Raw genomic sequence first — 19594 nt, 5'->3', positions numbered from 1 at the left:
TTACGATAAAGAAGAACGTATCCATCATAATAAAAACGCCGCCCATTGGGCGGCATTTTTATTAGAGATAACGGGCTAACAGGAATTACCAGCCGGTTACTTCGCGCAGGGCCTTGCCGATATCGGCCAGGGAGCGGACGGTTTTCACGCCAGCATCTTCCAGCGCGGCAAACTTCTCGGCGGCGGTACCCTTGCCACCGGAGATGATGGCGCCAGCGTGGCCCATCCGCTTGCCGGGAGGGGCAGTAACACCGGCGATATAGGAGACCACCGGCTTGGTGACGTGGGCCTTGATATAGGCGGCTGCGTCTTCCTCGGCGTTGCCGCCGATCTCGCCGATCATCACGATCGCTTCGGTCTGCGGGTCGTTCTGGAACATCTCCAGAATGTCGATAAAGTTGGAGCCCGGGATGGGGTCGCCACCGATACCGACGCAGGTGGACTGGCCAAAGCCCTCGTCAGTGGTCTGCTTGACCGCTTCGTAGGTCAGGGTGCCGGAGCGGGAGACGATGCCCACCTTGCCCGGCTTGTGAATGTGGCCCGGCATGATGCCGATCTTGCACTCACCCGGAGTGATCACACCCGGGCAGTTAGGGCCGATCATCCGCACGCCGGTCTCTTGCAGCTTCACTTTGACGTCCAGCATATCCAGCGTCGGGATGCCTTCGGTGATGGTGACAATCAGCTTGATGCCCGCGTCGATCGCTTCCAGGATGGCATCCTTGCAGAACGGCGCCGGCACATAGATGACGGAGGCGGTGGCGCCGGTCGCTTCGACCGCGTCACGGACGGTGTTGAACACCGGCAGGCCCAGATGGGTGGTGCCGCCCTTGCCCGGGGAGACGCCGCCCACCAGCTGGGTACCGTAGGAGAGCGCCTGCTCGGAGTGGAAAGTACCCTGACCGCCGGTAAAGCCCTGGCAGATGACTCGGGTGTCCTTGTTGATCAGTACGCTCATCAGTTGGCCTCCGCTGCTTTGACGACTTGCTGCGCGGCATCGGTCAGACTCTTGGCCGCAATGATGTTGAGGCCGCTCTCGGCCAGCTTGATACCACCCAGCTCGGCGTTGTTGCCTTCCAGACGGACCACGACGGGCACCTTGACCCCCACTTCCTTGACCGCACCGATAATGCCTTCCGCGATCATGTCGCAGCGCACGATACCGCCAAAGATGTTGACCAGCACCGCTTTGACGTTGCTGTCGGAGAGGATGATCTTGAACGCCTCGGTTACGCGCTCCTTGGTGGCGCCGCCGCCGACGTCAAGGAAGTTGGCCGGCTTGCCGCCGTGCAGGTTGACGATGTCCATGGTGCCCATGGCCAGACCCGCGCCGTTGACCATGCAGCCGATGTTGCCATCGAGGGCCACATAGTTGAGCTCCCACTGGGCGGCGTGCGCTTCGCGGGGGTCATCCTGTGACGGGTCGTGCATCTCGCGCAGCTTGGGCTGACGATACAGTGCGTTGGCATCGATGTTGATCTTGCCATCCAGGCAGTGCAGGTTGCCCTGCGCGGTGATCACCAGCGGGTTGATCTCCAGCAGCGCGAAATCGCAATCCAGGAACATCTGGCCCAGACCCATGAAGATCTTGGTGAACTGTTTGATCTGATCGCCGACCAGACCCAGTTTGAAGGCCAGTTCGCGGGCCTGATAAGCCTGCGGACCCACCAGCGGATCGATAGCCGCCTTGTGGATCAGATGGGGGGTTTCGTGGGCGATCTTCTCGATATCCACGCCACCTTCAGTCGAGGCCATGAAGACCACGCGGCGCGAACCACGGTCAACCACGGCGCCCAGGTAGAGCTCTTTGGCGATGTCGGTACAGGATTCCACCAGGATCTTGGTGACCGGCTGGCCGTTGGCGTCGGTCTGGTAGGTCACCAGATTTTTGCCAAGCCAGTTTTGGGCAAAAGCACGGATCTCATCCTTGCTCTTGGCCACTTTCACGCCGCCCGCTTTACCGCGGCCACCGGCGTGTACCTGGCATTTGACGACCCAGGTATTGCCGCCAATCTTGTCGGCCGCTTCGGCCGCTTCTTGTGGGGTAGCACAGGCATAACCTTCGGAGACCGGCAGGCCATACTCGGCAAACAGCTGTTTTGCCTGATATTCATGCAGATTCATAGATGCTCTATCCGTATTGTAGGTATTTCCGTCCGGGGCTGGTGTTTCTCAATCCCCTGTGAATGGGGGCCTGGGCGGCCCCTCGTTATCTTTCAATCGCTCGGGTATTACTCAAACGTCCAGCAGCACATCCGGCTCGGGGCGCAAACCCCTTGCCCAGGTGCCACAGGCTTAGACGTCCAGCAACAGACGGGTCGGGTCTTCCAGCAGCTCCTTGACGGAGACCAGGAAGCCTACCGATTCGCGTCCGTCGATGAGACGGTGATCGTAGGAGAGCGCCAGATACATCATCGGCAGGATCTCGACCTTGCCGTCAACGGCCATCGGGCGATCCTGGATCTTGTGCATGCCCAGAATGGCGCTCTGGGGCGGGTTGATGATCGGGGTGGACATCAGAGAGCCGAACACGCCACCGTTGGTGATGGTGAAGTTGCCGCCAGTCAGTTCATCCACGGTCAGCTTGCCGTCACGGCCCTTGCCCGCCAGATCCTTGATGGCCTTCTCAATGTCCGCCAGGCTCATGTTGTCGCAGTCGCGCAGCACCGGCGTCACCAGACCACGGGGGGTAGAGACGGCGATACTGACGTCGAAGTAGTTGTGGTAAACCACGTCATCACCATCGAGCGCCGCGTTCACTTCCGGATAGCGCTTGAGGGACTCCACCACCGCCTTCACGTAGAAGGACATAAAGCCGAGCTTGATGCCGTGCTTCTTCTCGAAGATCTCGCCGTACTGCTTGCGCAGATCCATGATGGGCTTCATGTTGACCTCGTTGAAGGTGGTCAGCATGGCGGTGGTGTTTTTCGCTTCCAGCAGACGCTCGGCAATGCGCTTGCGCAGACGGGTCATCGGTACCCGCTTGTCGGTGCGACCACCCAGCGGGGCAACCTTGGCTGCCGGGGCTGCAGTTGCGACCGGTGCGGCTGCCGCAGGCTGGCTCTTGGCCTTGATGAAGGCTTCCACATCATCCTTGGTGATGCGACCACCCTTGCCGGTACCGGTCAGCTTGGTCACGTCAATGTCGTGCTCGCCAATCAGGCGGCGCACCGAGGGGCTCAAGCCATCGGCACCATCATCGGCCACCGCTTCAGCGGGTTTCTCTTTGGTCTCTTCACCGGCCACCGGAGCGGCGGTGAGGATGGCAATCAGTTGACGGGACAACACAGTCGCCCCTTCCCCTTGCAGAATATCCCCCAGCACACCGGCTTGCGGTGCCGGCACTTCCAGCACCACCTTGTCGGTCTCGATGTCGACCAGCACTTCGTCACGGGCGACCAGATCGCCCGGTTTTTTGTGCCAGGTGGCGATAGTGGCATCGGCCACTGATTCCGGCAGATCCGGTACCTTGATTTCGATAGTCATCCAATCAGTTCCTTTTTACTTCTATGCCAGAGGCTTTACAGGGTAAGGGCATCTTCCACCAAGGCTTTTTGCTGCTTGGCGTGGACAGACATGTAACCGACGGCCGGTGAGGCTGACGCGGGGCGACCGGCATAACGCAGGGTGGCTCCGGCTGGCAGCACGCCATCGTAGTGGTGACGGGTGCAGTACCAGGCGCCCTGGTTCTGCGGCTCTTCCTGACACCAGACAAAGTCGGTGACGTGGCTGTAATCGGCCAGAATGGCGCGCACTTCCTCTTCCGGGAAGGGGTAGAGCTGCTCAATTCGCACCAGTGCCACATCTTGCTGCTCGGCCTTGCGACGGGCATCGAGCAGGTCGTAGTAGACCTTGCCGGAGCAGAAGACCACGCGCTTGACCGCTTTCGGATCCAGCGCATCGATCTCGCCGATGGCGTTCTGGAAGGTACCTTCCGCCAGCTCTTCAAGCTTGCTCACCGCCAACGGGTGGCGCAGCAGGGATTTGGGCGTCATTACGATGAGCGGACGGCGCATCGGGCGCACCACCTGACGACGCAGCATATGGAACACCTGCGCTGGGGTTGAGGGCACGCACACCTGCATGTTGTGCTGGGGCACATCTGCAGATAACGCTCCAGACGGGCGGAGGAGTGCTCCGGGCCCTGCCCTTCGTAACCGTGCGGCAGCAGCATGGTCAGGCCGCACATCCGGCCCCACTTCTGCTCACCAGAGGAGAGGAACTGATCCACAACCACCTGAGCACAGTTGGCGAAATCGCCGAACTGGGCTTCCCAGATAGTGAGGCCAGCCGGCTCGGCGCTGGCGTAACCATATTCAAAGGCCAGTACCGCGTTCTCGGTCAGCACAGAGTCATACACCTCGAACGGGCCCTGCTCGTCGTGCAGGTTGCACAGCGGGGTGTAGGTGCTGGCATCGGTCTGGCTGTGCAGCACGGCGTGGCGGTGGAAGAAGGTGCCACGGCCGGAATCTTCACCGGTAAAGCGGATCCGGGACCCCTTGTCCACCAGAGTGGCGTAGGCCAGGGTTTCGGCAAAGCCCCAATCCACCAGCTTCTCACCGGCAGCCATCAGACGGCGGTCTTCGTAAATTTTCTCGACCTGACGCTGCAGCACGTGGGTCGCCGGATACTGGCTCACCCGCTCGCCGAGGCTCTTGAGGTGATCCATCGGCACGGCACTCTCATAGGCCATGTTCCAGTCGTGGCCCAGATAAGGGGTCCAGTCGACGGAGTGCAGCTCCATCGGCCGCCACTCTTTGCTTACGCGCTCGCCGCGATCCAGCGCTTCACGATACTCGTTGACCAGTTCGGTCGCCCGCTCCTGAGCGAGGCTCCCCTCGGCCACCAGCTGATCGGCGTAGATCTTGCGCGGGGTCGGGTGCTGCTTGATCTTCTGGTACATCAGCGGCTGAGTCGCGCTCGGCTCGTCCGCTTCGTTGTGACCGTGACGACGGTAGCAGACCAGTTCGATCACCACGTCGCGTTTGAAGGTATTGCGGTAATCCAGTGCAATCTGGGTCACCAGCACCACGGCTTCCGGATCATCCCCGTTGACGTGCAGCACCGGCGCCTGCACCGCCTTGGCGATGTCGGTGCAATATTCGGTGGAACGCAGGTCACGGATATAGGAGGTGGTGAAACCAACCTGGTTGTTGATGACGATGCGCACCGTCCCGCCGACGCCATAGGCACGGGTCTGGGACATGTTGAAGGTCTCGGCCACCACGCCCTGACCGGCCATGGCCGAGTCACCGTGAATGGTGATGGGCAACACGCTGGAGCCATCCTTGTCACCGCGACGATCCATCCGGGCACGGACCGAGCCGATGACCACAGGGTTGACGATCTCGAGGTGAGAGGGGTTGAACGCCAGCGCAAGGTGGACGTTGCCACCCGGGGTGGCGAAGTCGGAGGAGAAGCCCATATGGTACTTCACATCACCGGTGCCCCAGGATTCGCCATGCTTGCCGGCAAACTCGTCGAACAGGTCCTGCGCCCGTTTACCGAGCACGTTGATCAGCACGTTGAGACGACCGCGGTGGGCCATACCGATAACGGCCTCTTTGCAGCCCTGCTCACCGGCGCGACGGATCAGCTCCTTGAGCATGGGGATCATGGCGTCGCCACCTTCCAGCGAGAAGCGCTTGGCTCCCGGGAACTTGGCGCCCAGATATTTCTCCAGCCCTTCGGCGGCGGTCAGGCTCTCGAGGAAACGGGTCTTCTCTTCGAGGGTGTAGCTCCCCTTCCCTTCAATGGATTCGAGACGCTGTTGCAGCCAACGCTTCTCTTCCGTGGAGGTGAGGTGCATGTAGTCGGCGCCGATGGAGCCGCAATAGGTCTTCTTCAGCGAGGCGTAGAGGTCGGAGAGCACCATGGTCTCGCGACCGATGGCGTAGGAGCCCACATTGAAGGTGGCCTCCATATCTGCGCCCTGCAGGTTGTGGAACGCAGGATCCAGTTCGGCAACGGTTTCACGCTGCCACAGGCCCAGCGGGTCCAGATTGGCATTCTGGTGACCACGGAAACGGAAGGCGTTGATCAGCTGCAATACCCGCACCTGCTTGGCATCCACTTGCGGATCGGAGACGGGGGCACTGTAGCGAGAGGGATCCTTGGCCAGACGACGGAAATAATCGCGGACCTGGGAGTGGGGTTGTTCAACCGCATGGCCATTGACCTGGGGCAGCTCGCTAAACAGGCTGCGCCACTCGTCGGACACGGAGTCAGGATTTTCCAGGAAGGATTCGTACAAATCCTCGATATAGCTTGCATTCGCACCAGCCAGGTGAGATGACTCCAACCAGGCCTTCATCACGCCGTTATGCATTTCTATCCCTTGTACTTCTTGTTACTGCTGCGCAGCTTGTAGGGGTCAAATAGCCATCCTGCCACGGGTGGGATGGCTATCCAGAGGTCGAGCCAGCACCTGGCCGGCCCTGATACTAAACAGCCCGATTGAGCAACATCGACTTGATCTGGCCAATCGCCTTGGTCGGGTTCAAGCCTTTCGGACAGACGTTCACGCAGTTCATGATGCCATGGCAGCGGAACACGCTGAAGGCGTCGTCCAGATTCCCCAGTCGTTCGGTGGTCGCGGTGTCGCGGCTGTCAGCCAGCCAGCGGTAGGCGGCGAGCAGCCCGGCCGGACCGATGAACTTGTCGGGATTCCACCAGAAGGAGGGGCACGAAGTGGAGCAGCAGGCACAGAGAATGCACTCGTACAGGCCGTCAAGCTTGGCGCGCTCTTCGGGGGATTGCAGGTGCTCACGCACCGGCGGCAACTTGTCATCATTGATGAGGAAGGGTTTGACCTTCTCCCACTGGGTGTAGAACTGGGTCATGTCGATCACCAGATCACGGATCACCGGCAGGCCGGGCAAGGGGCGGATAACGACGTTATTGCCCTTCTTCAGCAGGTCGGAGAGCGGGGTGATACAGGCAAGACCGTTCTTGCCATTCATGTTGAGACCGTCTGATCCACAGACCCCTTCGCGGCAAGAGCGGCGGAAGGCGAGCGTGGGATCCAGCTCTTTCAACTGGATCAGTGCGTCGAGCACCATCATGTCGGAACCTTCAGGAATATCAAGACGATATTCCTTCATATGGGGGACGTTATCAACATCCGGATTGTATCTGTAGACAGAGAATGTGACGTTCATAGGGCTGGCTCCGCAATCAGTAAGTCCGGACCTTGGGCGGGAACGCCTCACGGGTCTTGGGTGACATGTTGACAGCGCGACGGGTCATGGACTCGGTGTCCGGATGATAGAGGCTGTGGCACAGCCAGTTCTCATCGTCGCGATCCGGGAAGTCGAAGCGGCAGTGAGCACCGCGACTCTCGGTACGGAAGTTGGCGGCAACCGCCGTGGCAAACGCCGTTTCCATCAGGTTGTCCAGCTCCAGGCACTCGATGCGCTGGGTGTTGAACTCTTTGGAGGTGTCATCCAGACGGGCTGACTTGAGGCGCTCGCGGATAACCTTGAGCTCGGCCAACCCTTCTGCCATCGCCGCACCTTCGCGGAATACGGAGAAGTTGTTCTGCATGCAGCGCTGCAGGTCTTTGCGGATCTGCACCGGATCTTCCCCGTCACGGCAATTTTCCCAGCGGTTGAAGCGGGCCAGTGCGGCATCCAGATCCGACTCGGAAGCATCGCGGCCGTGATCCATCTCGCCCAGAGTGTTGACCAGATGCATGCCGGCCGCGCGGCCGAACACCACCAGATCCAGCAGGGAGTTGCCACCCAGACGGTTGGCACCGTGTACGGAGACGCAGGCAATCTCGCCCACCGCAAACAGACCGACCACCGGCACGTCGTTGCCGTTCTTGTCCTGAGTCAGGCATTGGCCATTCACGTTGGTCGGTACGCCGCCCATCATGTAGTGGCAGGTCGGGATAATCGGGATCGGCTCTTTGACCGGATCCACGTGGGCGAAGGTGCGAGAGAGCTCGCAGATGCCCGGCAGACGGGATTCCAGCACCTCTTTGCCGAGGTGATCCAGCTTGAGCTTGATGTGCGGGCCCCAGGGACCGTCGCAGCCACGGCCTTCACGGATCTCGATCATGATGGAGCGGGCCACCACGTCGCGACCGGCCAAGTCCTTGGCGTTTGGCGCGTAACGCTCCATGAAGCGCTCGCCATCTTTATTGAGCAGATAGCCGCCTTCACCACGGCAGCCTTCAGTTACCAGCACCCCTGCCCCGGCGATGCCGGTCGGGTGGAACTGCCACATCTCCATGTCCTGCACGCCGACGCCGGCACGCAGCGCCATACCGACACCGTCACCTGTATTGATGTGGGCGTTGGTGGTGGACTGGTAGATACGACCGGCACCGCCAGTCGCCAGCACGGTGGCCTTGGCCTTGAAGTAGACCACTTCACCGCTCTCCATATCGATGGCGGTACAACCCACCACATGGCCATCCTGGTTTTTCACCAGATCCAGCGCATACCACTCGGAGAAGACGGTGGTCTTGTTCTTGACGTTCTGTTGGTAAAGGGTGTGCAGCAGGGCGTGACCGGTACGGTCGGCGGCCGCTGCGGTACGAGCAGCCTGCTCGCCACCGAAATTCTTGGACTGACCACCAAACGGACGCTGGTAGACAGACCCGTTGTCGAAACGGGAGAAGGGCAGCCCCATGTTCTCCAGTTCATAGATAGCCTCGGGGCCGGTTTTGCACATGTACTCGATGGCTTCCTGATCACCGATGTAATCGGAACCTTTTACCGTGTCATACATATGCCACTGCCAGTTGTCATCGTGGGCATTGCCCAGCGCAACCGTGATCCCGCCCTGAGCGGAGACAGTGTGAGAACGGGTTGGAAAAACCTTGGACAACAGAGCGCAGCTCTTGCCGGACTGGGCAATCTGCAGCGCGGCGCGCATACCGGCACCACCGGCACCAATCACCACCGCATCAAATTCACGAGTTGGAATAGTCACCTTACACACCCCACAGCACGACGAAACCCGTCATCAGATAGACAAACAGCACCACGACCAGGGCAAATTGCAGCGCCCCGCGCAGCCCTACCGGCTTGATATAGTCAGTCAGCACCTGCCACAGACCAATCCAGGCGTGGATCAGTACGCAGAGCAGGGTCAACAGGGTGAATACCTTGGTGAATGTTTTGGCGAAGAAGCCTGCCCACACCTCGTAGGTGATGTCGTTGAACGCGACAAAGCCCATCAGATAGAGGACATAACAGGTCATGATGAGGGCGGTGGCGCGGATCAGGATGTAATCGTGAACACCGCTGCGCCCGAAGGTTGCAGAATTGGTTACCATACAAGCACTCCCGCCAATACAGCCAGGATCGCGGTGATCACGAAGGCCACGCGGGCGCTCTGATTGCCGGATTCCAGCTCTTCCCAATAGCCCATATCCATGACCAGATGACGCAAGCCGCCCACAATGTGGTATGCCAGCGCAGTCAGGATCCCCCACAGCACGAGTTTGACCAGGAAGTTGTCCATGATGGCAACCACGGTTTCAAACCCTTCGGGAGAGGCGAGTGAAGTACCAAGCATCCACAGCAAGATGCCCAGTGCAACAAAGGTAATGACCCCTGAAACACGGTGCAGGATGGATGCAATGGCAGTGACAGGAAAGCTGATCGTCTGTAGGTCGAGGTTGACCGGTCTCTGTTTGTTTTTCACGCTTGCCCACTCAGCTCCATTGAGCACGTTAGTTATTGTTTTAACTCACACTTGAGGGCACGGAATGGTGATTGTTGGTTTTTTGTTACCAAAACACTCTGAAAAAGCCAAAACGCGAGTTTTCGGTTTCACATCAGGCTTTGCCAAAGCGTTTCAAACACCCGCAGCCATGACCCACGTGGCGCAGTATATCGGCGGCCTTAACCGAAGACAATCAATTAGCTACAAAGAAAACACAAAACCGCAAACTCGATCGCATATTTAATTTAACATTTCATTAATGCCATTAATGGGGTTCCAGCAAAATTGACATTGATAAGGAACTCTGTTTCAAATAAGGCGCTCCAGCCACTTCGGTATGGGTAACAACCTTTGCCAGCGTCATAAAAGTCGTAATAGAGTAGGACTGGAACCAAATTATAAAGAGCAAAGGAGACGTGCTATGGCTGATAAGATAGCCACCCTACACCTGCCCGGAAAAGATCCGGTCGAACTGCCGATCCTCTCCGGCACCATCGGCCCGGATGTCATCGATGTCAGAAAATTGGGATCACAGGGGTATTTCACCTTTGACCCCGGTTTTATGGCCACCGGTTCTTGCAAATCTGCCATAACCTACATTGACGGGGATCAGGGTGTCTTGCTGCACCGTGGTTACCCCATCGCCCAGTTGGCCACCCAAGCCACCTATCTGGAAGTCTGCTATATCCTGCTGTACGGCGAAGCGCCGACCAAGGCGCAATATGCCGAATTCGAACGCCTGGTCACCCGCCACACCATGGTGCACGAGCAGATCGCCTTCTTCTTCCGCGGCTTCCGTCGCGACTCCCACCCCATGGCCATCATGTGCGGTGTAGTCAGCGCCCTCTCCGCCTTCTATCACGATGCCCTCGACATCAATAACGAGCAGCATCGCGAGATCTGTGCCTTCCGTCTGCTCTCCAAGATGCCGACTCTGGCCGCTATGTGTTACAAGTACTCCATCGGCCAGCCGTTCATGCAGCCGCGTAACGCCCTCTCCTATGCCGGTAACTTCCTGCACATGATGTTTGGCGTGCCGACCGAAGAGTACAAGGTCAACCCCATCGTTGAACGTGCCATGGATCGTATCTTTACCCTCCATGCGGATCACGAGCAGAACGCCTCCACCTCCACCGTTCGTCTGGCTGGATCCTCCGGTGCTAACCCGTTCGCCTGTATCGCCGCGGGGATCGCCTCCCTGTGGGGACCGGCCCACGGTGGTGCCAACGAAGCCTGCCTGCGCATGCTGGAAGAGATCGGCTCGGTGGATCGCATCCCCGAGTACATCGCCAAGGCCAAGGACAAGAATGATCCGTTCCGTCTGATGGGCTTCGGTCACCGTGTCTACAAAAATCACGACCCTCGTGCCACTGTGATGCGCGAAACCTGCCACGAAGTACTGACCGAGCTGCAGATCAAGGATCCGCTGCTGGACGTGGCCATGGAGCTGGAGCGTATTGCGCTCTCCGACCCCTACTTCGTCGAGAAGAAACTCTACCCGAACGTGGACTTCTACTCCGGCATCATCATGAAGGCGATCGGCATCCCGATGAGCATGTTCACCGTGATCTTCGCCATCTCCCGCACTATCGGCTGGATTGCCCACTGGAACGAGTTCCACTCAGACCCGGACAGCAAGATTGGTCGCCCACGCCAGCTCTACGTGGGCCACCCGCTGCGCGAGTTCACTCCACTCGAGCAGCGCTAACCACTGCGCTGATATGATTTGTTACAAAGGCGGTCATTGACCGCCTTTTTGTTTGCCGCTCTAATGCCCCCTTTCGCGTTAAGGAGTCCATTATGAAACCACTGTTTATCAGCGCAGCCTTGCTGCTGACCGCCTGCCAGAGCGCCCCCGCCTCGTCACAGGGGGAGACCCTCTATATCAACAGCCAGTTGGTCGATTGCGTCGGGGTTGGCCCAATGCAGTGCATGCAGGTTCGCAGTGATGAGCAGCAGCCCTGGACGCTGTTCTACCAGAATATTGAAGGTTTTCAGTTCGAGCCGGGTTACCGCTACCAGCTCACTGTCAGCAAGGAGCAGCTCACCGATGTGCCGGCCGATGCCCCCTCCGTGCGCTATCAGCTGATCAAGGTAGTGAACAAGGTCGCCAGCAAGTAACAAACACGATCAAAAAAACGGGGAATGGCTGATGCCATCCCCCGTTGGTTTATGGGTACTGCGCCTCATCAGGCACGATCAGGTCGGTGCCAGCGCCATATGCAGCAGCGGATAGGGCTTGCCCTGACCATCCAGCGGCGAGCGACCCGTCACGGTGAATCCCATCTTCAGATAGAAGCCCACCGCCTGTTCGTTCTGCTCGTTGACGTCAACCTGCGTCGCGCCGCCCAGTTCGATGGCATGGGCCACCAGCAAACGCCCCACGCCACTGCCGCGCGCCTCGGGTGCCACAAACAGCATCTCCAGCTTGCCCTCGTACACTCCGCTAAAACCCGTAATCAGCCCCTCTTCTGTACGGGCACTGTACAGTGTCACCGCATCGAAGTAGTGCTCAAGAATAAGCGGTTTGAGAGCCAGGATCTCGGCCTCGGGCAGGAAGTGGTGGGTCGCCCGAACAGAGGCCTCCCACAGATCGATCAGGGCCGGATAATCGGCCCGGGATACCGGAACAATCGTCATGAAATGACTCGATATGATAACCAGCGGGAAGAGACACCTTCCCGCTGGCAACGGTGATTAGCGCGCCTGCACCGCCTGCAGCAGCACCGACATATCAGCGCCAAAGTTGCGGCTGCGGATCGCTTCGCGAATATCCGCTTCGCTATAACGGCTGCCCGGATAGACCACTACGCAGGAGATGTCGCCCGGTTTGAGGAAGTGGGTCTCGCCAAACGGGGTATAGCGGGTGGCACCGATACTGATGAGCGCATGGGGAGGATGTCCCGCCTGCGCCAGCAGCCCCTGAATGTGCTCCGCTGGCCCTTCATCCTGCTGATGATTGAACTTGTCGATGGCCCAGTCGAGCAGCTTGCCGTGGAAGTAGCTGTAGTCGATGGCGGCGCTGTCTACCCCGTAGGCGTACAGCTCACCGTCCCGCTCCAGATAGCAGGCGATACGATAGTCATCGAGCTCGCAACCGGCGGCAAAACCGGAAAGCGGCAGCAGGTTGGCCGCCAACCCCTTGCTCTCTTCGCCCCAGTTCTTCTTCTCGCTGATCTTCTTGGCGTTGGGACGACGGATGGAGCAGTCGTTATAGGCGCCAAAGGCACGGGGATGGATCGCCACCACCTGCTTGCCGGCATACTCCAGCTCGCACCAGAGCGCCACTTCCGGTTCAATCTGCGCCTTCTCGTCACCGCTGACCGCCGCTTCCGGCAGAAAGATCGCCTTGTCGCTCAACGGGAATACCCCGAGCTGACCCGGATGGCCCGGCACGAAGAAGGGGAACAGCGCCTTGGGCGCCGTGGTGTCACGCACCACTACCGCTACGAAGTCCGATGCTTCACCCGCCTGCTCCAGGTGACCGGCGAAATTGCCCGCGACCCCGAGTCCGATAAACTTGCTCTCTGCTGCTATCTGCATCTTGCTCACCTGCATCTTGCCCACGCAAGGTAGCAGGCTCGTCGCCTACTACCGCTAAAGTGGCAAGATTAAACCACAAGGGCCCCGCCTTCGCCCAGTCCGGCCCTGTCGTGATGTGCGCCAGTCCGCTTTTTTAAGGTCGAAAAGTCTGTGGCGAACCAGCCATTGCGCACTCATTCAGCTACGCGGTCACCGCGCTGGAAACAGTGCGTTTCCGGCATCTCCCCTTTTTCTCCTTGGGACTCAACTTCATCTTTGTTAGGCTGCCTGCCACACAGGCTCACAGAGGGATCTTCTTGATGTCACAGGCGCACTTTCAGGGCCGCTTCGAAGTCGAGTTCAAATATCAGCTGACAGATCGCCCCGCCTTCCTCAAGGCACTGCTCGCCCTCAATCCGGAGATCATGCTGGAGGATAATCTGGAGCAGGATCGCTACTTCGACACCCCGGATGATGCCCTTGCCCAGGCTGGCAAAAGTCTGGCTATCCGCACCATGCAGCCCTCCGGGATCCAGCTCTGGATCGTCAAGGGGCCCGAGGCGGATCGCTGCGAGGCGGTCACTATCAATGATGCGGACAAGGCCGTCAGCATGCTCTTGACCATGAACTACCGGCAGATACTCGTGATCACCAAAAGGCGCAGCATCTACTTCATTGGCCCGTTTCACGTCACCCTGGATCATCTGGCCGAGATCGGGGATTTTGCCGAGCTCACCATCATGACCGATGACGAGGAACGCCTCCCGGCGTTTCGCCAGCAACTGCTCGCGCTGGCAGATCAGTTGGGACTTTCTCCCGATGCGCAGGAGCCTCGCTCCTACCGCGCCCTGTACACCCGGTACATGCAGGCAATACACACCACACAACCAGAGGATGCAACTCAATGATCGACAAACTCGCCTGGCTCACCTTTAAAGATCAGCAGCTGCTCTGCGCCCGCTCCCACGGCAAGGACATCTATTACATCCCAGGCGGCAAGCGGGAACCGGGCGAGAGCGACGAGGCGGCGCTGATCCGCGAGATTGAGGAGGAGCTGGCTGTCACCCTGCAACCCGACACCCTGCGCTTTGCCTGCGAATTCAACGCTCAGGCCGATGGCAAACCGGCAGGTGTCGAGGTGAGACTGCGCTGCTACACCGGCGAAGCGAGCGGCACCCCGATCGCCTCGGCAGAAATTGCCGAGCTGCGCTGGCTCGACAGCTCTCACCTCGATGAGCTCTCCCCCGTCTCCCGCTTGCTGTTTAGCTGGCTGGTTGAGCAGGGGCTGATCCGCTGACAAGCCGTGCTTGCGGCAAGCATAAGTCCCCACCTCATATGAACCAACGGTGGCAATCAGCCACATAACAGCGCAACGACAAGGATGTCAGATGGACATTGTGGAAGTTAATAGCGCAGCAACCTACCAAAGCGCGCTCATCACCCTGCTGCAAGATTGTGTCGATAGCGGCGCCTCGGTCGGATTTTTACCGCCGCTGACCACAGAGGAATCTACCCGCTACTGGCAAGGAGTTGAAGCGGATCTGGCAGCAGGTCACCGAAAGCTGTGGCTTGCCTTTGAGCAACAGCAGATTGTGGGAGCGGTTCAGCTCGCGCTCTGTGGCAAGGCCAACGGTCGCCACCGGGGCGAAGTGGAAAAACTGATGGTACTGCAAACGGCGAGAGGTAAAGGTGTCGGTCGTGCGCTGATGCAGGCCTTGGAACAAGGCGCCCATGCCGCGAGCCGTTCGCTGCTGGTGCTGGATACTCGCGCCGGTGATGTGGCCTCCCACCTCTATCGTCAACTCGGCTATCTGGAGGCGGGCCAGATCCCGAGCTTTGCACGCAACGCCGATGGATCTCTTGCTGCGACCGTCATCTTCTACAAACCGCTCTGACCATCCTCTATCCCTTATACAAATACAGCAGGGCCGCACCAAGCGGCCCTGCTTGTTGCCAGCGTGACTGTTTGTTGCAGCAGTATGGCTTGCGACGGATTGCCACGATAAGGCCATTGCGCCTGTATGCCTCAACACCGCCAATTGCTCGCCCCAAAATACAACCAAACAAACAGAAAGATTAATTAATGATTAAAACGCCCCCCTTTTCTTCTTCATCTATTGCCTCATCAGGCGTATCGTGAGAGACCCATTTGATAATCAAATCTATGTTGTTCACTGCCTTGAGGAATAATGGATGCCCACTTTGCCCCGTACAGTTACCTCCCCCAAAAAGTTCATCATCGGTCAACACCTTCTCCCGCAACTCCATGAGCACGTTAAAGATTTTGGTGACTATGCGTTGCTCATCAGCGATGAGTTCATTCTGGAGCGGGTACGGGAAGAAGCTTTGGCAGGGCTCCTGCAGGCAGGCCTCAGGGGAGTGGTCGACAAGTTTCGCTACGAATGCACCGAACAGGAGATCCACCGCCTGACCCACCTTGCAGAGCAATATGGTGCGAACGTGATTGTCGGGATCGGCGGCGGCAAGACGCTGGATGTCGCCAAGGCCGTGGCCTTCTATCTGCGCCGTCCGGTTGTGCTGTTCCCGACGATTGCCTCCACAGATGCCCCCTGCACGGCACTGGCGGTGATCTACAACCAGGCGGGGGAATTTGAGCGCTATCTGTTCCTGCCGCAAAATCCGGACGTGGTGCTGGCTGACACGGCCATCATTGCCGCCGCCCCTCCCCGCTTCTTTTCCGCAGGCGTTGGTGATGCCCTGGCCACCTATTTCGAGGCGCGCGCCTGCTATCGGGCGGACGGGCTCAATCTGGTCGGCAAGCGCCCTTCACGCACTGGCCTTGGTCTGGCACAGCTCTGTTACGAGCTGCTTGGTGAGAACATCGAGCTGGCCATGGATGCGATACGCCACCATGTCTCGACCCCGGCGCTGGAGCAGGTTATCGAGGCCACCATCTACCTCAGCGGGGTCGGCGCAGAAGCCGGTGGACTGGCCGCCGCTCATGCCGTCAACAATGGCATGTCACTGATAGCGGAGCTCCATCGTGCCCAGCATGGCGAGAAGGTGGTCTTCGGCCTGCTGACCCAACTCGTGCTTGAGCGCGCCCCGCAACATGAACTTGATGAAGTGTTTCGCATCATCGACTGTGCAGGTCTGCCCATGACGCTACCAGAGCTGGGGCTCACCCACTTTGATGAAAGCGAGTGGCGCAAGGTGGCGCAGCTAGCCTGCGATCCCCTCGATACCATGGGCAACATGCCGATGACAGTGAGTGAACAGGATGTCTACGCCGCCATGGTAGCGGCCAATGCCATGGCTGAGCGTTATCGCCTCCGCCATCCCCGCATCTGATTGCTTGCCGCACTAAATAGGCAAACAGTAAAAAGGCTTGCCCATTGGCAAGCCTTTTTCATCTGCATCCCACCCCCTTGTCGGGATAGACGAAAGTCCGCGTTGACTCAGGGGAGTTTCACCGCTCGCACTGCAACCTCTGGCAGGGCGAAGGCATCTTGCGCGGCGATGAGTTGCAGCTCGTAAGCCTGCTGGCGCCAGGTCTCCTGCAGCACCGCATCCACCGAGGCGTTGGTGCGCTCGAACGCGCTGACCGCATCGTGACCGGCCAGCAAATTGGCCAGCATCAGGGCGCTGATAAGATCGCCAACCCCCACCGGCTGGCGGGCAAAGTCATAGAGCGGACGGGCAATCAAGTAATCCCCTTGCGGGGTGGCCAGCAGCATCTCGAAGCGGCTGGAGTCCTGCGCCGCACGACCGAGATGCTTGACCAGCACCAGCTTGACGCCGCGGGCCAGCAGCTGATGGGCAGCCGCGCGGGTCTGATCCAGATCAGCCAGATGGGTATCACAGAGGGTCTCCAGCTCCAGCAGGTTGGGAGCCATCATGTCGGCCACCGGCAGCGCCTGCTCGGTCAGAAAACGGGTGACGCCGGGGGCAACGATACACCCCTTCTCCGGATGGCCCATCACAGGGTCGCAGAAGTAGATGGCATCGGGGTTGGCCGCCTTGACGGCGTTGACCACGGTCAGGATCTCGTCCCCCTGCTCGGCGGAGCCAAGGTAACCGCTCAGCACGGCGTCACAGCCACCGAGCACCTCGATATTGCCCAATCCCTCAACCAGCGCGCTGATATGGCCCGCCGGCATCGCCATCCCCTGCCACCCCTGGGCATATTGGGTGTGGTTGGAAAACTGCACCGTGTTGATGGGCCATACATCCATACCAAGGCGGCGCATGGGGAAGACGGCCGCGCTGTTGCCGGCACAACCAAAGACCACGTGGGACTGAATAGAGAGAACGGATTTCATCGGGAATACCACAGCAAAGGATCAGCAAGGTGGGCAATATATCGGATGAAGATAACGATGCGCCACCTTGGCGCGGGATGAACAGGCAATTTCCTGACTAAAGACAGGTTTTTTGCGCCATTTGGCCCGCGTCCACAGGGTGAGCGGCGCCATGATGTGCCGCGTCCCCGTCGTCACATGCCGTTGTGCTCTACAGCATGACGGGCAAAGTGATAGACCCATCCCTCATCACAAGGCATGTCACTGGGTGGCGAAATCAGCTCAGGCAATACCGTCACCTTGCCACCAGCGGCATATTGCAGCGCCATCAGGGCGCAGAGCGCCGCATCGTAGCGATCGGTGCCGACCAGCACGTCCGCAGGCAGCAAGGCCGCCAGCTCGGGCCGTGCCGGGGCGGCCTTGCCGCCCACTTTGGCCAATGCCGGATAGACCTCCAGCACGGCACGACTGGTCTTCGGGGCAACGGTCGGCACCAGTTGCAGATCCGAGAGCCTCGGCAGCATGGAGAGCGCCAGGGTGGCGTTGTTGCCGAGCCGGTCAAAGGTAGCCGAGAGCGGCTTCTTGCCGTACTGCTGATACAACCAGCGCTCGCAGTCGCGATAGGCATAGGGGTTTTCTATCTCCCGCTCGGGAGCGGCACAGCTATGTGGCTGGCCGTTGAGCAGATCCCGCAAGGCGCGGGGAAAGGCGAGCGGCGCATCGATACCGAGCGCCAGTTGCGGGCAGGCTTCTACCTGCATCAGGGTCAGCTCGTTTTGCAGGGCCGGACGCAGCAGGGCGGCCAGATCCGGCGCCACCCGCGAGCTCAGGCGAAACAGTGGCGACACCCCAAGCCAGTGCAGGCGGTTGGATTCGGCCTGCCAGCCCACCACGGCCACCGCCTGGGCACTGCCCTGCCAGCCACGCACATCCCAGCCGATCCCGATTGCACTCATCTGCCCTGCCGTCATCAATTACCTCTGTTCGCCTGTCACAAGTTGCAAGAGGCACAGGGTAATCAGCAGAGGCCCTTAACGCAAAGCGAACTGCCTTGGTCAGAACGATTTCTGGAAGTTCACCAGTGGCAGAATGGGGAACACGCCGTTGGCGGCATAGTTGGCCAGCCCGATCTGCAAGCCATCGAGGTGCTTGGTCGCATTGATAAAGCCAATCTGGAAGGTGGTACGCTCGGCATAGTTGACGAAGCCGACGTTGGCCAGCGCATTGCCCTTGGCGATATTGACCACCCCCCAGTTGAGCCCCTGTACATTGTTGGTCAGGTTGACCAGCCCCAGATTGACGCCGGTATCCTGCCCTTCGTGCCAGTTGATGGCGTTGATAGCGACCCCGCCAAACTGGTGGCGCACCCTACCGACACCGAGAAAGATCCCGAGCTGCAGGCCTCTGAACTGATCCACATCGGAGAGGGCGAAGATTGGCAGATCAATACCCTTCACCTGACCGGTCCGACCGTAGAGCAGCGAGGCGCGCGCTCCTTCCACCTGATGAGACGCGGGCAGGTTGACACCGGGCAGCGAAACCTGCACCGGGGTACTGGCCTGCGCGACACCGCACAGAGTCAGGGCGCTGCATGCCAGCAGCAGGCGGGAGAGTGTCATGGAAAGTTCCTTGGGCCATTGAGTGTGGCCCGATCCTAACAGTCAGGGGCGAGTGTGGGCACACCAGCCGGGACGAGGTGCGTCACGATACGTCACGGGTGGCCCTCTCACCTCTCCGTCAGGACTTGTGAAAGCGCCACCTCAAGGACAATCGGCCACTTTTTCGCAGCGAGTGGCCCCTCTTCCTTTCTTTGCCTGAGCGAACTGCCTAAAATAGTCGCCCTGCTGTATCCGGCATTCATCCATCTAGAGGATTTCCCATGGAGACGTTTCTGCTCGAAGGTCACCCCTTCGTTGCCTTGTGTGACCTTATCAAACATCAGGGGTGGGCCGATTGTGGCGGCGCCGCCAAAGCCCTCGTTGCCGAAGGGCTGGTCGAGGTGGACGGTCAGGTTGAGACCCGCAAGCGCTGCAAGATCGTGGCCGACCAGGTGGTCAACTTCAACGGCATGAAGGTCGTGGTGAAAGAGGGCGTCAGCCCGGAGATTGGCTAAACCCGTTTCGGGGAGC

The 19594-nt window shown here is 59.5% G+C and carries 19 protein-coding genes and 1 pseudogene; 7 read left to right on the top strand and 13 right to left on the bottom strand.

Going from position 1 to position 19594, the window contains the following annotated elements:
* Nucleotides 1–85: 85 nt before the first annotated feature.
* The 8 genes and pseudogenes from sucD to sdhC form a co-directional block, all read right to left on the bottom strand.
* Nucleotides 86–958 carry a succinate--CoA ligase subunit alpha gene (gene sucD / locus ACTG2B_RS09130; RefSeq protein WP_005333542.1) on the bottom strand — a complete coding sequence of 291 codons (873 nt, stop codon included), beginning with the start codon at nucleotides 956–958 and terminating at the stop codon, nucleotides 86–88.
* Nucleotides 958–2124: an ADP-forming succinate--CoA ligase subunit beta gene (gene sucC / locus ACTG2B_RS09125; protein WP_005361097.1), complete on the bottom strand. Its 1167-nt coding sequence runs from the start codon at nucleotides 2122–2124 to the stop codon at nucleotides 958–960. The genes sucD and sucC overlap by 1 nt, the downstream gene beginning before the upstream one ends.
* A 171-nt stretch (nucleotides 2125–2295) precedes the next feature.
* Nucleotides 2296–3486, bottom strand: a complete 1191-nt coding sequence (odhB, locus tag ACTG2B_RS09120) for a 2-oxoglutarate dehydrogenase complex dihydrolipoyllysine-residue succinyltransferase (protein ID WP_005333546.1) — start codon at nucleotides 3484–3486, stop codon at nucleotides 2296–2298.
* A 35-nt stretch (nucleotides 3487–3521) separates the two neighbouring features.
* Nucleotides 3522–6328 (bottom strand): annotated as a pseudogene (gene sucA / locus ACTG2B_RS09115) (2-oxoglutarate dehydrogenase E1 component).
* Nucleotides 6329–6443: 115 nt separating this feature from the next.
* Nucleotides 6444–7160 (bottom strand): succinate dehydrogenase iron-sulfur subunit, encoded by a 717-nt coding sequence (locus ACTG2B_RS09110; RefSeq protein WP_005333549.1) that lies wholly within the window; start codon nucleotides 7158–7160, stop codon nucleotides 6444–6446.
* 16 nt (nucleotides 7161–7176) lie between these two features.
* Complete coding sequence (gene sdhA / locus ACTG2B_RS09105) at nucleotides 7177–8943, bottom strand: succinate dehydrogenase flavoprotein subunit (RefSeq protein WP_040066317.1); 1767 nt, start codon at nucleotides 8941–8943, stop codon at nucleotides 7177–7179.
* A gap of 1 nt (nucleotide 8944) precedes the next feature.
* Nucleotides 8945–9289 (bottom strand): succinate dehydrogenase, hydrophobic membrane anchor protein, encoded by a 345-nt coding sequence (gene sdhD, locus ACTG2B_RS09100; protein WP_439995559.1) that lies wholly within the window; start codon nucleotides 9287–9289, stop codon nucleotides 8945–8947.
* On the bottom strand, nucleotides 9283–9660 hold the full coding sequence (sdhC, locus tag ACTG2B_RS09095; RefSeq protein WP_005333571.1) for a succinate dehydrogenase cytochrome b556 subunit: 378 nt from the start codon (nucleotides 9658–9660) through the stop codon (nucleotides 9283–9285). The genes sdhD and sdhC overlap by 7 nt, the downstream gene beginning before the upstream one ends.
* A gap of 442 nt (nucleotides 9661–10102) precedes the next feature.
* Here sdhC and ACTG2B_RS09090 point away from each other — a divergent pair, with 442 nt between their 5' ends.
* Nucleotides 10103–11389 (top strand): citrate synthase, encoded by a 1287-nt coding sequence (locus tag ACTG2B_RS09090; RefSeq protein WP_005333572.1) that lies wholly within the window; start codon nucleotides 10103–10105, stop codon nucleotides 11387–11389.
* A gap of 92 nt (nucleotides 11390–11481) precedes the next feature.
* Complete coding sequence (locus ACTG2B_RS09085) at nucleotides 11482–11802, top strand: DUF4377 domain-containing protein (RefSeq protein ID WP_019446103.1); 321 nt, start codon at nucleotides 11482–11484, stop codon at nucleotides 11800–11802.
* 78 nt (nucleotides 11803–11880) lie between these two features.
* On the opposite strand, the gene ACTG2B_RS09080 is transcribed toward ACTG2B_RS09085, so the two are convergent.
* Nucleotides 11881–12321: an acetyltransferase gene (locus ACTG2B_RS09080; RefSeq protein ID WP_439995558.1), complete on the bottom strand. Its 441-nt coding sequence runs from the start codon at nucleotides 12319–12321 to the stop codon at nucleotides 11881–11883.
* A 57-nt stretch (nucleotides 12322–12378) separates the two neighbouring features.
* The gene (locus ACTG2B_RS09075; RefSeq protein ID WP_439995557.1) at nucleotides 12379–13224 is read right to left on the bottom strand and encodes a DUF5718 family protein; all 846 of its coding nucleotides are present in this window, start codon (nucleotides 13222–13224) and stop codon (nucleotides 12379–12381) included.
* Between the two features lie 299 nt (nucleotides 13225–13523).
* On the opposite strand from ACTG2B_RS09075, the gene ACTG2B_RS09070 reads away from it, so the two are divergent.
* The 4 genes from ACTG2B_RS09070 to ACTG2B_RS09055 all read left to right on the top strand — a co-directional run bounded on the left by ACTG2B_RS09070 (nucleotide 13524) and on the right by ACTG2B_RS09055 (nucleotide 16515).
* On the top strand, nucleotides 13524–14111 hold the full coding sequence (locus ACTG2B_RS09070; RefSeq protein WP_439995556.1) for a class IV adenylate cyclase: 588 nt from the start codon (nucleotides 13524–13526) through the stop codon (nucleotides 14109–14111).
* Nucleotides 14108–14500 carry an NUDIX hydrolase gene (locus ACTG2B_RS09065; protein ID WP_439995555.1) on the top strand — a complete coding sequence of 131 codons (393 nt, stop codon included), beginning with the start codon at nucleotides 14108–14110 and terminating at the stop codon, nucleotides 14498–14500. Before ACTG2B_RS09070 ends, ACTG2B_RS09065 begins: the two co-directional genes overlap by 4 nt.
* A 91-nt stretch (nucleotides 14501–14591) precedes the next feature.
* On the top strand, nucleotides 14592–15098 hold the full coding sequence (locus tag ACTG2B_RS09060) for an N-acetyltransferase family protein (protein ID WP_439995554.1): 507 nt from the start codon (nucleotides 14592–14594) through the stop codon (nucleotides 15096–15098).
* Between the two features lie 298 nt (nucleotides 15099–15396).
* Complete coding sequence (locus ACTG2B_RS09055) at nucleotides 15397–16515, top strand: glycerol dehydrogenase (RefSeq protein WP_139399319.1); 1119 nt, start codon at nucleotides 15397–15399, stop codon at nucleotides 16513–16515.
* Between the two features lie 107 nt (nucleotides 16516–16622).
* Here the strand turns inward: ACTG2B_RS09055 and pdxY are convergent, their stop codons facing one another.
* The 3 genes from pdxY to ACTG2B_RS09040 form a co-directional block, all read right to left on the bottom strand.
* Entirely contained in the window at nucleotides 16623–17486 is an 864-nt protein-coding gene (gene pdxY, locus ACTG2B_RS09050; protein WP_100653905.1) for a pyridoxal kinase PdxY, read from the bottom strand.
* Nucleotides 17487–17659: 173 nt separating this feature from the next.
* Nucleotides 17660–18436, bottom strand: a complete 777-nt coding sequence (locus tag ACTG2B_RS09045; RefSeq protein WP_439995553.1) for a DUF429 domain-containing protein — start codon at nucleotides 18434–18436, stop codon at nucleotides 17660–17662.
* Nucleotides 18437–18520: 84 nt separating this feature from the next.
* Nucleotides 18521–19084 (bottom strand): VC2662 family protein, encoded by a 564-nt coding sequence (locus ACTG2B_RS09040; protein WP_439995552.1) that lies wholly within the window; start codon nucleotides 19082–19084, stop codon nucleotides 18521–18523.
* 260 nt (nucleotides 19085–19344) lie between these two features.
* On the opposite strand from ACTG2B_RS09040, the gene ybcJ reads away from it, so the two are divergent.
* Nucleotides 19345–19578 (top strand): ribosome-associated protein YbcJ, encoded by a 234-nt coding sequence (gene ybcJ / locus ACTG2B_RS09035; RefSeq protein ID WP_439995551.1) that lies wholly within the window; start codon nucleotides 19345–19347, stop codon nucleotides 19576–19578.
* Nucleotides 19579–19594: the final 16 nt, after the last annotated feature.

The organism is Aeromonas sp. 30P (genome assembly GCF_051919805.1).
Classification (GTDB): domain Bacteria; phylum Pseudomonadota; class Gammaproteobacteria; order Enterobacterales; family Aeromonadaceae; genus Aeromonas; species Aeromonas veronii.
The sequence above is the reverse complement of the archived record's forward strand: the minus strand, read 5'-3'. Positions and strand labels throughout refer to the sequence as shown.

Coding starts and splice junctions, on each gene's coding strand:
- sucD (WP_005333542.1), bottom strand. CDS start 958: ATGAGCGTACTGATCAACAAGGACACCCGAGTCATCTGCCAGGGCTTT.
- sucC (WP_005361097.1), bottom strand. CDS start 2,124: ATGAATCTGCATGAATATCAGGCAAAACAGCTGTTTGCCGAGTATGGC.
- odhB (WP_005333546.1), bottom strand. CDS start 3,486: ATGACTATCGAAATCAAGGTACCGGATCTGCCGGAATCAGTGGCCGAT.
- ACTG2B_RS09110 (WP_005333549.1), bottom strand. CDS start 7,160: ATGAACGTCACATTCTCTGTCTACAGATACAATCCGGATGTTGATAAC.
- sdhD (WP_439995559.1), bottom strand. CDS start 9,289: ATGGTAACCAATTCTGCAACCTTCGGGCGCAGCGGTGTTCACGATTAC.
- ACTG2B_RS09090 (WP_005333572.1), top strand. CDS start 10,103: ATGGCTGATAAGATAGCCACCCTACACCTGCCCGGAAAAGATCCGGTC.
- ACTG2B_RS09085 (WP_019446103.1), top strand. CDS start 11,482: ATGAAACCACTGTTTATCAGCGCAGCCTTGCTGCTGACCGCCTGCCAG.
- ACTG2B_RS09080 (WP_439995558.1), bottom strand. CDS start 12,321: ATGACGATTGTTCCGGTATCCCGGGCCGATTATCCGGCCCTGATCGAT.
- ACTG2B_RS09075 (WP_439995557.1), bottom strand. CDS start 13,224: ATGCAGATAGCAGCAGAGAGCAAGTTTATCGGACTCGGGGTCGCGGGC.
- ACTG2B_RS09070 (WP_439995556.1), top strand. CDS start 13,524: ATGTCACAGGCGCACTTTCAGGGCCGCTTCGAAGTCGAGTTCAAATAT.
- ACTG2B_RS09065 (WP_439995555.1), top strand. CDS start 14,108: ATGATCGACAAACTCGCCTGGCTCACCTTTAAAGATCAGCAGCTGCTC.
- ACTG2B_RS09060 (WP_439995554.1), top strand. CDS start 14,592: ATGGACATTGTGGAAGTTAATAGCGCAGCAACCTACCAAAGCGCGCTC.
- ACTG2B_RS09055 (WP_139399319.1), top strand. CDS start 15,397: ATGCCCACTTTGCCCCGTACAGTTACCTCCCCCAAAAAGTTCATCATC.
- pdxY (WP_100653905.1), bottom strand. CDS start 17,486: ATGAAATCCGTTCTCTCTATTCAGTCCCACGTGGTCTTTGGTTGTGCC.
- ACTG2B_RS09045 (WP_439995553.1), bottom strand. CDS start 18,436: ATGACGGCAGGGCAGATGAGTGCAATCGGGATCGGCTGGGATGTGCGT.
- ACTG2B_RS09040 (WP_439995552.1), bottom strand. CDS start 19,084: ATGACACTCTCCCGCCTGCTGCTGGCATGCAGCGCCCTGACTCTGTGC.
- ybcJ (WP_439995551.1), top strand. CDS start 19,345: ATGGAGACGTTTCTGCTCGAAGGTCACCCCTTCGTTGCCTTGTGTGAC.